This is a genomic window from Streptomyces mobaraensis NBRC 13819 = DSM 40847 (genome assembly GCF_017916255.1).
GTDB classification, from domain to species: Bacteria; Actinomycetota; Actinomycetes; order Streptomycetales; family Streptomycetaceae; genus Streptomyces; species Streptomyces mobaraensis.
Genome location: NZ_CP072827.1, coordinates 67,439 through 79,990 on the forward strand (window position 1 = coordinate 67,439; position 12,552 = coordinate 79,990).

General features: G+C 73.5%; 12 protein-coding genes. All 12 read right to left on the minus strand.

The window, feature by feature from the left end:
• Positions 1-493: 493 nt before the first annotated feature.
• On the minus strand, positions 494-2,308 hold the full coding sequence (locus J7W19_RS00305) for an ABC transporter ATP-binding protein (protein WP_004947004.1): 1,815 nt from the start codon (positions 2,306-2,308) through the stop codon (positions 494-496).
• Positions 2,305-3,285 carry a dimethylarginine dimethylaminohydrolase family protein gene (locus tag J7W19_RS00310; RefSeq protein ID WP_004947007.1) on the minus strand — a complete coding sequence of 327 codons (981 nt, stop codon included), beginning with the start codon at positions 3,283-3,285 and terminating at the stop codon, positions 2,305-2,307. Before J7W19_RS00310 ends, J7W19_RS00305 begins: the two co-directional genes overlap by 4 nt.
• Before the next feature lie 35 nt (positions 3,286-3,320).
• Positions 3,321-4,226, minus strand: a complete 906-nt coding sequence (gene blmB / locus J7W19_RS00315; RefSeq protein WP_004947009.1) for a bleomycin family antibiotic N-acetyltransferase BlmB — start codon at positions 4,224-4,226, stop codon at positions 3,321-3,323.
• Positions 4,223-4,624, minus strand: a complete 402-nt coding sequence (locus tag J7W19_RS00320) for a DUF5990 family protein (protein WP_004947012.1) — start codon at positions 4,622-4,624, stop codon at positions 4,223-4,225. The genes blmB and J7W19_RS00320 overlap by 4 nt, the downstream gene beginning before the upstream one ends.
• Positions 4,621-5,202, minus strand: coding sequence for an ankyrin repeat domain-containing protein (locus tag J7W19_RS00325; protein WP_004947016.1), 582 nt, complete (start codon positions 5,200-5,202; stop codon positions 4,621-4,623). The genes J7W19_RS00320 and J7W19_RS00325 overlap by 4 nt, the downstream gene beginning before the upstream one ends.
• 57 nt (positions 5,203-5,259) lie before the next feature.
• Complete coding sequence (locus J7W19_RS00330) at positions 5,260-5,628, minus strand: bleomycin binding protein BLMA (protein WP_072081991.1); 369 nt, start codon at positions 5,626-5,628, stop codon at positions 5,260-5,262.
• Between the two features lie 67 nt (positions 5,629-5,695).
• Positions 5,696-6,610 carry an aspartyl/asparaginyl beta-hydroxylase domain-containing protein gene (locus tag J7W19_RS00335; protein WP_004947020.1) on the minus strand — a complete coding sequence of 305 codons (915 nt, stop codon included), beginning with the start codon at positions 6,608-6,610 and terminating at the stop codon, positions 5,696-5,698.
• Between the two features lie 25 nt (positions 6,611-6,635).
• Complete coding sequence (locus tag J7W19_RS00340) at positions 6,636-7,910, minus strand: coproporphyrinogen-III oxidase family protein (protein WP_004947023.1); 1,275 nt, start codon at positions 7,908-7,910, stop codon at positions 6,636-6,638.
• On the minus strand, positions 7,907-9,403 hold the full coding sequence (gene rfaE2, locus J7W19_RS33340; protein ID WP_004947026.1) for a D-glycero-beta-D-manno-heptose 1-phosphate adenylyltransferase: 1,497 nt from the start codon (positions 9,401-9,403) through the stop codon (positions 7,907-7,909). Before rfaE2 ends, J7W19_RS00340 begins: the two co-directional genes overlap by 4 nt.
• Positions 9,400-9,672 (minus strand): phosphopantetheine-binding protein, encoded by a 273-nt coding sequence (locus J7W19_RS00350; protein ID WP_004947028.1) that lies wholly within the window; start codon positions 9,670-9,672, stop codon positions 9,400-9,402. The genes rfaE2 and J7W19_RS00350 overlap by 4 nt, the downstream gene beginning before the upstream one ends.
• A complete protein-coding gene (locus J7W19_RS00355) occupies positions 9,669-11,306 on the minus strand; it encodes a carbamoyltransferase C-terminal domain-containing protein (protein ID WP_004947031.1) in 1,638 nt (545 codons plus the stop codon). The genes J7W19_RS00350 and J7W19_RS00355 overlap by 4 nt, the downstream gene beginning before the upstream one ends.
• Complete coding sequence (locus J7W19_RS00360; RefSeq protein WP_004947034.1) at positions 11,303-12,475, minus strand: glycosyltransferase family 9 protein; 1,173 nt, start codon at positions 12,473-12,475, stop codon at positions 11,303-11,305. Before J7W19_RS00360 ends, J7W19_RS00355 begins: the two co-directional genes overlap by 4 nt.
• Between the last annotated feature and the right edge of the window lie 77 nt (positions 12,476-12,552).

The window sequence follows — 12,552 nt, forward strand, 5'->3', positions numbered from 1 at the left end:
CCCGGCGCGGCGGCGCCTTCCGGTGCGCGGTGAGCACGTGGTGGTACCCGGCCAAGGCGTTCTCCCGGGTACGCACCGGGCCCTGTCGGGCACGGCCGCGGGCATCGGATCGGAGTCGCCCGGCTCGGGCACCGGCACTGCGCCGGGTGGCAGGATCCGCGGGGCGCGGACGCCTGTGCGAGCGGCCGACGTGTCGGCGGCGGCAGAGGCGCCTCGCCCTCGTGACGGCCGCGCGGCGACGCCCTGCGTCCCGGCCGGCCGAGCGACCCGCTCGGCTGCCGGACGCCGGACGCGGGCGAGGAACCGGCGGCGGCACGGCGACTCCCCGGTGAGTTCACTCGCTGGCCGCTGTCGGTCGGCCGCTCGACGGCGGCCAGGCCGCCCCGGCGGACCCGACACGGCGCAAGGCCCGCCTGGCGCCCGGCCCGGGCCGGAACCGGCGGACGTGTTGCGCGCCGTCGGCGAGCTCGCGTCCGCCGTCGGAGGGGCCGGCTCACGGCCCGTCGTCCGTCGGCGCCGGGGCGGGAGTGATGCGCAGGGCCGCCACCAGGTCGCGGTAGAGCGCGTCCCGGCCGAGCAGTTGGGTGTGGGTGCCCAGGGCCCGGAGGCGGCCCCGGTCCAGGACGAGGATCCGGTCGGCGTCGCTGACGGTGGAGAGGCGGTGGGCGATGGTGACGACGGCGCGCCGGGCGGCCGTGTGGCGGACGACGTCGCGTACGGCGACCTCGGTGAGGCCGTCCAGTTGGGCGGTGGCCTCGTCGAGGAGCAGCAGGTCGGGGTCGCCGACCAGGGCGCGGGCCAGGGCGATGCGCTGGCGTTCGCCGCCGGACAGGGCCGTGTCCGTCAGGACGGTGTCGAGTCCGTCGCGCAGGGCGCGTGTCCGGTCCTCCAGCCGTACGGCTCGGAGGACGGTCCAGAGTGTGTCGTCGTCGACTTCCCGGTGCCGGCAGAGCAGGTTCTCCCGGAGGGTGCCCGGGAGCAGCGGGGCGTCCTGTTCGACGTAGGCCATGCGGGCGCGGATCGCGTCCAGCGGCCATTGGGCGAACGGCCTTCCGTCGAGGGCGAGTTCTCCGTGCTGCGGCTGGAGGAAGCCCAGCAGCAGGGAGAAAAGGGTGGTCTTGCCCGCGCCGGAGGGGCCGACGACGGCGGTGTGGCCGCGGCGGGGGATGCCGAAGGTGATGTCGCTGAGGGTCGGGGGGCCGTCCGGGCGGTGGCGCGCCGTGACGTTCCGGAAGGTCACGATGTGGTGGCCGATGGCGCCGCGAGGCGCCGGTGCCCGGGGTGTGGACAGTGGCTCCGCTTCCATCGTCTGCACTTCGCCGATGCGGGCGGCGGCCGCCGTTCCGGCCTGGAACTGGCTGACGGTACGGGTGAGGCTGGTCACCGGGTCCAGGATCTGGAAGGCGTAGAGCAGGAAGGCGACGAGGCTGGAGACCGGCAGTACGCCCTCCGTCACGCGCCAGGCGCCCAGGGCGAGGACGGCCAGGATGGCGATGTGGATACCGCCGGTGGCCACGGTCCAGGCGACGGCCTCGAAGCGGACGGCCCGGATGCTCTGGCGGGTCGATTCCCGCGCTTCGGCCAGGATCTTGGCGCACTGCCGGTCCTCCGCCCGCCCGGCCTTGACCGTGCGGATGGCCCGCAGCGTCCCTTCGAGCACGCCGCCCAGGCGGCCCACGGCCGCCTGGGCCTCGCGCTGGGCGACCGCCATGGGGGGCATCAGGACGGCGACCACGGCGCCGATGACCGCGATGGCGCCGAGGGTGGTGGCCAGCAGGACCCAGTCGAGCGTGCCCATCAGGACGAGGGCGCCGACGAGCAGCACCGCCGCGTTGACGAGGTCGACGGCGGACGTCGCGGCGGCTTCGCGCAGCAGCAGGGTGTCGGAGGTGACGCGGGTGACGATCTCACCGCTGGAGCGGCCGGACAGTGCCGTCACCCGGGCCCCCAGCAGCCGCCGGACCATGGCGCTGCGGGCGTCGAGCACGATGCGTTCGGCCAGACCGCCCAGCAGGATCCACTCGGCGAGGGCGCAGCCCGTGCCGACGAGCAGCAGGGCCACGAGCAGGGCGATGGCCGGGCCGACCGGCGCTTGCGCATCCAGGCCGTCGAGGACGCCCTTGGTGACCAGCGGGGTGGCGAGCTGGGCCATGGTGGTGCCGAGTCCGAGTACCAGGCCCAGCAGGAGCGCGCGGCGGTGCGGGCGGACGAAGCGCCACAGGACGCGGGCGTTCCGCCACCGCTCGTCGGGACGGGACGGCGCTTCCTCCTCCGGCGCGTCCTCCCCCGGCGCGGGCGGGTGCGTCACAGCAGGGGGAAGGCGTAGGAGAAGCGGTTGAGGTGCATCATCATGCACGACAGCAGCGCCCCGCCCTTGTGGTACTCGGACAGGTTGAAATACGTCACTTCGAAGGCCGCCCGGGAGGCGATGTCCTCCAGCGCGCGGTTCTTCCGCACTTCGGAGTCGTACTCCTCCGTACCGGACTTGAGGTCGTGGATGTGGGAGGAATTGAGGAGCACGTTGTTGAGCCGCACGGAGTTGCAGATGCCCGTGTAGGTCTCGTCCTCGCCGACGTCGATGATCTCGGTGTGCTTCTCCAGTTCGCGGATTTCCGCCCGGTCGTAGAGCGAGGTGCAGACCAGCGTCTGCTGGGGGGTGAGGGGGAAGACCGTGCAGTCGAGGTGGTACATACGGGGATCGGTCATACGGAGCTTGACGACCTCCATTCCGAAGGCGCGCTCCATCCAGTCGTAGGTCTCCCGGTCGGAACGCTGGCCGTAGCCGCCCGCGTAGACGTTTCCGTGCAGGTGTTTGAGTTCCGCCTCCCCCTCGAAGTGCGTCTCGGGGACGTGGGTTTCGTAGCCCATCGCCTCGAAGAACCGCTCGCCGACGGGGGTTTCCGCCTGCCGGGGTGGTGAGGTGTAACGGGATATGACGACGGTGTTCCGGTCGGGGAGGTGCTCAAGCACGATGCCGAGGTTGGCCGTGAAGACGAGGTCCTGGAGGCCGGTGGTACGCGGGGTGGGCAGGAGGGCGACGAGGGCCTCGGCGGCCACATAGTTGTAGAGGTCCAGGAATTGGGCGAACGCGCGGGACGGGTCGGGGACCCGTTCCTCGTCGGTCAGGTCCTCCATCCAGACATTGTTGGCGACGTCACAGGAGTAGGAGAAGGGCGCGTTCATCAGGAAGGCCGGCCGGCCGAGCTGGCCCGGGTTGGCCGGGCGGGCGGTCAGGTGCTCCCCGGGCTCGTCGGACGTCTGGGCGGCCAAGACCGGATCGGACATGAGTGCGTCTCCTTGATCGGGGCGGGGGCGCTCGGTCAGACAGGAGCGGACACGGTCAGCTCATGGCCTTCCGGGAGCGTGATCACGAATTCGGACCGTCCCCAGGGCCGCCGCGCCGGCGGCCCGTCGACCCGCGCCCCCGCGTCGACGGCCCTGCGGTGGAGGGAGTCCGCGGTGCCGGCGGCGTCGAGGTGGAGACGGACGGGCTCCACCGGCCCCGGGCCGGGCACGGCCGCGAGCCGGAACCGGGGGCCGGCGCTCCACGGCGTCAGGGCGGCTTCGGCGAACTCCGGCGGGTCACCGATGGCGAAGGCGGTACGGGCGCCCAGCGCGGCCTCGACCAGCCGCAGGGTGGCGGCCACGTCCCGTACCGGCAGTTCCGTGATCACGGCGAGGGTCGTCAGGGGTTCCTCGGCGCGGGCCTTTCCCAGGACGACCATCTCGTGCGGCCCGGGGCGGTGGGGGTAGTGCTGGGCGAGCCGGGCGCGTTCGGTCAGCCCGACGCGGGCCGCCACGGCGAGGGAGCGGCGGTTGCCGGCCTCGATCCACGCCTCGACGCGGTCGAGGCCGCCGTCCTCCAGGGCGTGGCCGACGACGGCTGCGGCGGCCTCGGTGGCGTAGCCGTGGCCCCAGCTGTCCCTGCGGAGCAGCCAGGTCAGTCCGGGCACGTCGGTCCCGCCCAGGAGCCCGGCCATGCCCGGCACGGTGCCGTCAGGGGCCCTGATGGTCCAGAGCCGGGCGCCGGGCGCGGCGGCGCAGGAGGTGAGGTAGCGCTCGGTCTCGGCCGGGTCGGCGCACGCCGGCCGCGTCCACCAGCGCATCACCTCCTCGTCGCCGTAGGCGTGGTGCAGGTGCCGGGCGTCGGCGGCCGGGTCCAGCGGGGTCAGTTCGAGCCGGGCCGTGCGGAGGTGTGCCGTGTGCGCCCGCGGGTGTTCGGTCACCGGCCCGGCTCCTCCGCCGTCCACCCGTCCTCGGTGAGTTCGGCCCGGCTCCCGCCGGTGTCGGTCACGGTCGCGTACAGGGTGCCACCGCCGGCCGGTGGGCCGTCCGGCAGCATGATCTTGCACCGGCGGGCCCAGCCCGGCCCCGAGGGATCGCGTCGGCTCAGGTACAGGAACCGCCCGCCGCGTGTCCCATGCACGTACGGCCCGGAGAAGTCCGAGCCGCCGGCCGTGGTGCGCAGCGGGACGTCGAGTTCGTAGCGTGTCGTCCGGCCGGGTGCCGTCCGGCCGGGGAGGAGGGCTCCGGACTTGTCCTGGAGTCCGGTCTCTCCCGTGTCGCCGGGCAGGTCGGGGGCGGTGAGGACGAGGTGGACGGTCGTGCCGCCGGCCGCCGTCACGGCACCAGGTCGAAGTCGTCGGGGACGGTGAACCCGAGGTCCTCGCGGCAGAACCGTTCCCACCGCGGGGTCACCGCGTCGAAGACCACGTCCTCGCCGTGCCAGATGGAGCGGGTGACGGTGAGGTCGTGATGGAGGTAGAGCAGCGCGTCCTCGCCCGTCCCGCCGTCCCCACCCGTTCGGTCGTCCCCGGCGGGCCAGTCGGGGGAGGCGGCGAGATCCGCGGCCGGGTAGGCGCGGCAGTACGGCTCCCAGGTGCGGCGCGGCGCCGGGCCGTCGCCGCGGGCGGCGTCCTCGGCGGCGCGCAGTTCCCGTGCCGCGTCGAGGTGGCCCGCCGCCAGGGCGATCTCGTATGGGGTCCGTGCCTCGCGGCCCGTCGCGCCGGGCGGTGCTCCGGCCGCCAGCAGGATCCGTACGGCCTCGGCGTCGCCCCGGCCGGCCGCCCAGTCGAGGGCGCTCCAGTCGTCGGCGTCCCGGGCCCTCACGTCGGCGCCCTCCGCGAGCGCCGCGCGCAGGGCGCGGACGTCGCCGTTCCTGGCCGCCTCGACGAGCGCCGGCGCTTCCGTGCTCTGTGCCATGGCTGTTCCTCTCCGCTGTCGTCCGGCGGGTGCGTGGGGGCGCGAGGGGAAGGGGTGTCACTCCCCCGCGGTGAAGTGGACGCAGTTCCCCGCGGGGTCCCGGACGGCGAACTCCCGTCCCGCGGGCGACTCCCCCACGGGCGTCATGGCCGGGCCCGAGGTGTCCGCGTAATCGGTGGAGACCGCCCGGGCCCATTCCTCGTGGAGCGCGTCGGGGTCGGTGACCTCGATCCAGGCGGAGGTGTTGTCGGCGACGATCTGGTGCTCCGTCCGGCTGATGTGGAGCCGGACGTCACCGCGGCGGACCCCCGCGAAATCCCGGTCCCCGAAATCCTTCTCGAAGCCGAGGGTGTCCACCCAGAAGGAGACGTTCGCCGGAACGTCCACGGCGGTCAGCACGGGGACGGCACCCAAGAATTTCACCACGGCGTATCCCTTTCGGAATTTCAATGACAAACAATCGGCAAACGGATTCCGAGGCGCGAGGAATTCGCTAATCGTAGCATAGGCGACCTTCCCTCAACTCCACTGCCGTGGCGCCGACTTCACGCAAATGACGGTGGATCAGGCTGGCGGTGTTCGGGTCCGCGAAGAGCCGGACCGCGTCGTCGGCCAATTCCACCCGGCTGATACCCTGCCTGTTCATAAATCCCGTCACGCGGTCCGCGAAAGACGTCCGCTCGGCGAGGATCGCGTCGCGCAGGGACGCGTCGAGGTCCGGGTGGACGACGTCCATCAGGAGCACCACGCGGGGGGCGTCGCCCTCGTGCCACACCTCGTGCTCGAAGGAGTCGTCGAAGACGAGGCACCTGCCCTCGTGCCAGTGCAGGCGCTCCTCCCCCACCCGCATGACGGGCCCCTCGGGCACCTTGAGGCCCAGGTGCACCCGGAGCCGGGCGTTGGTGCCGCCGCAGTGCGGGACGATGTGCGTCCCCGGGTGGAGCCAGGAGAGGGTGACGACGCCCGATCCGGCGTACGACGCCTCCGGAATCCCCTCGATGACGGCGGCGGTCACCGGGAAGCGGGCGCAGGCGTCGTCGAAGCGCTGGCCGGCCTCGTAGAAGGTGACCTGTTCCCACCGGCCCTTCCCGAGCAGCGGTTCCTCGACGGGCAGGAAGCCGTGGCCCACCGGATCGGTGACCCGGTCCAGTTCGGCGCGCATCGCGGGGAAGTTCTCCTCCAGGTGCGCGGTGAACCAGAACGCCGAGGGGTCGTACACCGGCCGCGGCGGGAGCGAGGGGACGTAGTGCACGGGGCGCTGCGCGGGGTGGCGCCATACCCCCTGCTCGACGGCGAGCCGGGCGCAGCGGTGGGCCGCTTCGGGGTCGCCCTCGGCGCGCAGGGCGTCGATCAACTCGGCGTAGCGGGTGCGGACTTCCCCCGATCTGCGGGGGGCGGTCGGTGTCATGGGCGGCTCCTCTCGGCCGGGCGCCTCAGGCGCGTTCGGGGGCCAGGCCATGGGCCATGGTGTAGGCGAGGTGGGTGATGTAGGCGCGGTGGATGGTGGACGGCTCCAGGCGGAGGCTGTACGGCGTCTCGACGAAGCGGCCGCCGCAGCGCTCCAGGAGATCGAACCACTGGCGGAAGTACGGTGTGGCGCGGACGTCCGCGAAGTCCAGGCCGGTCAGTCTGCGGAAGCGGGCGAAGACCACGCCTTCACGGGTCATCAGCGCGCCGCCGACGGGGGCGGTCAGGCGGTCGGGTTCGGCGGTGGTGAACCGGTGGGCGGCGGAGAACTCGCGGGGGGCGAGCAGGTAGCGGGCGTAGGCGCTGTTCTCGTTCCAGAGCAGGTGGTGACCGATGATCGATTCGGCGCCGCTGCCGAAGCCGATCTTGTCGCCGGCCAGGTCGTACTTGTAGTTGCCGTCCTGGTCCTCGTGGCGCGCGTCGCGCACCCAGTAGCCGTGGCAGTACTCGTGATAGCCGGCGGCGCCGAGCGCGGCCATGGCCCGTTCATAGGCGTCGATCATGCCGTCCCGGTTCCGGGCCTCGACGAACTCGCGGTCGAGCTGCATGGCCATGACCGTCTTGGGGGTGGCGCGGTAGGGGTAGACGGAGACGTGCGGCGGGTCGAGCGCGAGGACGGTGCGCAGGGTCTCCTCGAAGGACTCGACGGCTTCGCCGGGGAAGCCGGCGATCAGGTCGACGTTGAACTCGTCGATGCCGGCGCGGCGCAGCAGGGGGACGGCGGCCAGGGCCTGTTCGCGCGAGTGGGCCCGGCCTGCCTTGCGCAGCTGGTACGGGTTGAGCGACTGGACGCCGACGCTGACGCGGGTGACGCCGAGGCCCCGCAGGGTGTCGAGGGTGGCGGGGTCGAGGTCGTTCGGGGTGCTCTCCACCGACCACTGGCGGAGTCCCGTCAGGTCGAAGGCGTCGTCGAGGGCCTGGTGGACGGCCGTCATCTCGTCGCCGGTGAGCCGGGTGGGGGTGCCGCCGCCCCAGTACATGACCTCGGGGCGGTAGCCGAGCCGGGTGAGCTGGGGGCCGTAGAAGCGGATCTGGTCGCAGAGGGCGGTGACGTAGGGCGAGCGTTCCCGGCTGTCGCCGCGCAGGCGTGCGACGGGGATGTCGGTGACCCAGTCGCAGAAGTGGCACTTGGAGGAGCAGAAGGGGACGTGGACGTAGAGGGCGAGCCGGGGGTCCTTCTCGTCCCCGAGCGCTTCGCGGATGGCGGGGATCAGCCGGCTCGGTCCGATGGCGTGGCTCATGGGGTGTCTCCCTCGCCGGTCCTGGACAGGGCGTGGATGCGCCGGATGATGTCGGTGGTGGAGGTGTCGGCGACGCTGGGGAGCAGGTGGACGACGCCGCCGAGCCGTTGGACGAGGGGTGCTTCGGGCAGGGTCGCGAGGGTGTAGTCCCCGCCCTTGGCGTAGACCTCGGGGCGGAGGGCCTCGATGAGGGCGGCGGGGCTGTCGTCGTCGAAGGGCACGACGAGGTCCACGCAGCTCAGGGCGGCGAGGACGCGCATGCGTTCGGCGAGGGGGATCACCGGGCGACGGGGGCCCTTGAGGCGTCGGACGCTCGCGTCGGAGTTGACGCCGACGACGAGCAGGTCGCCCAGTTCCTTGGCCCGGCTCAGGCAGGAGACGTGGCCGCCGTGCAGGAGGTCGAAGCAGCCGTTGGTGAAGACGACCCGGCGGTCGCGGGCGGCCGGGTCGAGCAGCCGGGCGGGCAGGGTGCCGGTCCGGCAGACCTTGCCGGTGCCGCCGAGCAGTCGGCGCAGTTCGTCGGCGTCGCAGGTGCTGGTGCCGGGGGTGGCGACGGCCGTGCCGGCGGCGGCGGAGGCCAGTTCGGCGGCGACCGCGGAGTCGGCGCCGGCGGCGAGGGCGAGGGTGAGGGCCGCGGTGAAGGCGTCGCCGGCGCCGACGGCGGCCGTGACCGGTGCCCGGCTGCCCCGGGCGAACGTGCGGACCGGGGGCCGGTCGCGTTCGAAGAGCAGTGATCCGTCGGCGTCCAGGGTGAGGGCGACCCGTTCGGCTCCCGTCAGGCGCAGGAGCCGGTCGCCGAGGGCGGCCGACCAGTCCGCCCTGGCCGGGCCGGGCGGGGGTTCGCCGGCGTCGAGCAGGCGCAGCGCCTCCGCGTGGTTGGGTTTGACGGCGCTGGCCCGCAGCGCGGTGAAGCGCGCGGGCCGGCGGGAGTCGACGACCAGGGTGGACGGGCCGAGTTCGCGGTGTGCGGCGAGCCGGGCGACGGTGTCGGGCTCCCACACGCCGTACCCGTAGTCGGAGACGATCACGGCGTCGACGGCGGGCAGGAGGCCGGCGGCCCGTTCGAGCAGGCGGCTTCCGGTGTCCGTCGCCACGGGCAACGGGTGTTCGCCGCCCTCGTCGAGGCGGAGCAGCATCTGTCCGTCGGCCATGACGCGGCGTTTGGTGACCGTGGTCCGGCCGGGCTGTACGAGGAGTCCGCCGGTGTCGACGTCCCGCGCGCGGAGGGCTCCGCGCAGCCGGCGGCCGGCGCGGTCGTCACCCGTCGCGGAGAGCAGCACCGGTTCGGCGCCGAGCGCCCGGAGGTTCACGGCGACGTTGGCGGCGCCGCCGCACTGGTGGGCGACGGAGGTCAGGGTGACGGCGGGGACGGGGGATTCGCGGCACAGGCCCGAGGTGGCTCCCCAGACGTAGGTGTCGAGGATGACGTCGCCGATGACGAGGACGCGCAGGCCGGCGATCCGGTCGAGCAGCCGGGGCAGGTCGGTGTTCACCGGTCCCGCTCCCCCGTGAGCGTGGCGTGGACGTGGTCCGTCATGCCGGCCACGGTGCGCGTCTCGAGCAGGACGCGGATGGACAGCTCGGCGTCGACGAGTTCCTCCACCCGGTTGGTGATCTTGATGGCGTGGATGGAGTTGCCGCCCAGCGCGGCGAAGTCCTCGTGCGGGCCGACGCTGTCCCTGCCGAGGGTCTCGGCCCAGATCGCGGCGATGTCGCGTTCGAGCGCGCGGCGCCGGGTCCGCTCGCCCCGCGGGGCGCTCATGAGCGGGCCGCCGTCCGGCCGCTGACGATGAGGCCCGGGAGCACCAGGTGGTCGAGCCGGGAGCCGAGCAGGGTGCGCAGGGCGTCCTCGGGTGTCTCCGCGATCGGCTCGCCCTTGGTGTTGAGGCTGGTGTTGAGCACCATGGGGATCCCCGTACGGTCCTTGAAGGCGTGGATGAGGTCGTGGAAGGCGGGGGTGTCCTGGCGGGTGACCGACTGGATCCTCGACGTCCCGTCGACGTGGGTGATGGCGGGCACGCCGGGCTTGAGGACGGGGGTGGCCCGCAGCATGAAGGGGCTGTCGGAGAGGCCGAACCACTCCGCGGCGTGCTCCTTGAGCACGGACGGCGCGAAGGGCCGGAAGTGTTCGCGGAACTTGACCTGGGAGTTGAGCCGGTCCCGCATGGCGGGGTCGCGCGGGTCGGCGACGATGCTGCGGTGGCCCAGGGCCCGCGGCCCGACCTCGCCGGCGCCGTCGTACCAGCCGATGACCGCGCCGCCGGCGACCAGTTCGGCGGCCCTGGCGATGTAGTCGCCGGTCTCCTCGACGACCAGGTCGGCCGCGTGGTCCCGCACGGCCCGCCGGACGGTGTGCTCGGGGTACTCACGGACGGAGTACATGAGGTCGGCGTTGGTGTGGTGGAGCCGGGGGTGGCCCAGGACGTGGTGCCAGTGCCAGAGCGCCGCGCCGATCGCGGTGCCGTCGTCGCCGCAGGCGGGGTGGAGGTGCATGCGCTCGAAGCCGGTCGACTCGAAGGCGAGTTGGGTGGCGATGGCGTTGAGGGCGGTACCGCCGGAGAGGCAGATGTCCGGTGCGATGCCGTTGCGGGCGCACAGCGGGGCGAGCTCGGCGAAGACGGCGGTCAGCTGGCGTTCCAGGCCCAGCTGGATGTAGTGGGCGAGGGTGGCGTTGAGCTTCCTGCCGTCGACGTCGACGAGGCGCGGGTGCCGGTCGGCCAGGGCCACCAGGGCGGCGAAGTCGCGCACGGTCTCGGGCGGTTCCTCGTCGGGGCCGGCGCCGTCGGCGGGTCTGCCGTAGGGGGCGAGGCCCATGACCTTGCCGGCGCCGACGATGCTGGAGCCGAACATCAGGTCGGCTACGTAGCAGTAGCCGATGTTGGCGTTGAACCAGGCGTCGAGGTCGCGGCGCAGGGGGTAGAGGCGGCTGCCCTTGCCGGCGAAGGCGCGGCAGCCGGTGGGGTCGATGGCCACGGCCATCGCCGAGTCGTAGCCGGAAGTGTAGTAGGCGGTGGCGGCGTGGATGAGGTGGTGGTCCGGGTTGACGGTGCAGGGGATGCGGCGGCCGCGCAGGCTCACCTCGTCGTTGCGCTGGTTGACCCAGAACGCGAGCCAGGTCTCCTTGAGGTCGGAGCCGTGCAGCCGGGGTATGTCGGGTGTGTCCATGGTGTGCAGGTTGCAGAGCATGACGTGGTCGATGTCGGAGAGGTCGGCCCCGGCCTGGTCCAGCAGTTCGTCGAGGTCCTCCTCGCGCAGGCCCGGGTGCTTCTTGAGGCGGGAGCGGCGCTCGGTGGTGACGTAGCCGGCGATCCTGCCCTCCCGCAACAGCACGCCGGAGCCGTCGTGGTTGAAGTTGACGGAGAGGATCGTCCGCACCCGGGACGGGTCGGCGCTCATGGGGTACTCCTGATCGTCACGGGGTGGGGGCTCGCCCATCGGGCGGTCACCGCCGGCCAGACCCTGTCCACCGGCAGGTCGGCCAGACAGCGCGGATACGGGCCGGCCGGGCCCTGGTAGGGCAGGACGCAGCCGTGCGCGCACCGCCGGCCGGCGAGTTCGCCTGCGGCGTGCCGCAGCCGCTGGCACGGCCACCGCAGGGAGACCCCGCGGTGGTACGGGTAGATCCTGGTCCACAGGTACTCGGTGCCGGTCGGGCCGTAGAGGACGACGGACGGGGTGCGGACGGCGGCGGCGACGTGGGCGAGCGAGGAGTCGTTGCCGACGAGCAGGTCGGCGTCGGCGAGGACGTTCGCGGTCCGGTCGAGGTCCGCGCCCGCCTCGAGGTGGACGACGGCTCGCGGGGACCGCGTCAGGACGGCGTGCCGGAGCAGTTCCAGCTCGGGGCGTTCGGCTTCGTCGCCCAGCAGGCAGAGGGAGGCCGAGAGTTCGGCCGCGAGGCGGGCGCAGAGCCGGGCGTAGTGCTCGAGCGGCCATCTCCTGTTCCAGTGCGGTGCCCCGCCGGGGTGGACGGCGACGAGCGGACGGGGCAGACCGGCCGTCGGCGGGCGGACGCCGCGGGTGCGGGGCAGCTCCGGCAGGACGTCGCCGGGGCGCGGCGGTGCGGGCAGGCCCAGCGCGGCGGCGAGGGCAGTGGCGTACTCGTACAGGTCCGGGGTCCCCCACAGGGGGCGTGGGAGGCGGATGGGGTGGGTGATGTGTTCGTCTCCGGGCCGGTCCTGCGGCAGGCCGATCCGCTCGGGCACGCCGGCGGCCCGGGCGTGGCCGGCGTGCAGACCCTGGCTGTCCGGGTCGACGACGGCGAGGGCGAAGCGGCGGTCGGCCAGGGTGCGCAGGAAGGCGGGCCACCGGGGGTCGGCCTCGCCCCGCTGGGGGCAGTGCAGCACGTCGGTGGCGTACGTGTGGCGGGTGAGCACCGGGCCGAAGCGGGCCGCCAGGTCCTCGCCGACGACCAGGGTGACCGCCGTCGCCGGGCGGGCGCGGCGGACGAGGGCGAGGCCGATGTTGCGCTGGAGGAGGTCGCCGAGGCCGGGGGCGCGGAGGTGGGCGAAGACGGCGGTGCGGGTGGTGGTGCGGGTGGTCGTGGGGGTGGTCATGGGGGTGGTCATGGGGTCCCTCCCTTCGGTGGGTCGGCGGCCCGGTCCCGAGCCGCGCCTCACGGCCGGGTGGCCGGCGGGGGTCAGGT

What these genes read in the sequence shown, in the direction of transcription:
- J7W19_RS00360 (WP_004947034.1), bottom strand. Translation starts at nt 12,475, where the DNA reads ATGACCACCCCCATGACCACCCCCACGACCACCCGCACCACCACCCGC.
- J7W19_RS00335 (WP_004947020.1), bottom strand. Translation starts at nt 6,610, where the DNA reads ATGACACCGACCGCCCCCCGCAGATCGGGGGAAGTCCGCACCCGCTAC.
- J7W19_RS00340 (WP_004947023.1), bottom strand. Translation starts at nt 7,910, where the DNA reads ATGAGCCACGCCATCGGACCGAGCCGGCTGATCCCCGCCATCCGCGAA.
- J7W19_RS00310 (WP_004947007.1), bottom strand. Translation starts at nt 3,285, where the DNA reads ATGTCCGATCCGGTCTTGGCCGCCCAGACGTCCGACGAGCCCGGGGAG.
- J7W19_RS00325 (WP_004947016.1), bottom strand. Translation starts at nt 5,202, where the DNA reads ATGGCACAGAGCACGGAAGCGCCGGCGCTCGTCGAGGCGGCCAGGAAC.
- J7W19_RS00350 (WP_004947028.1), bottom strand. Translation starts at nt 9,672, where the DNA reads ATGAGCGCCCCGCGGGGCGAGCGGACCCGGCGCCGCGCGCTCGAACGC.
- J7W19_RS00355 (WP_004947031.1), bottom strand. Translation starts at nt 11,306, where the DNA reads ATGAGCGCCGACCCGTCCCGGGTGCGGACGATCCTCTCCGTCAACTTC.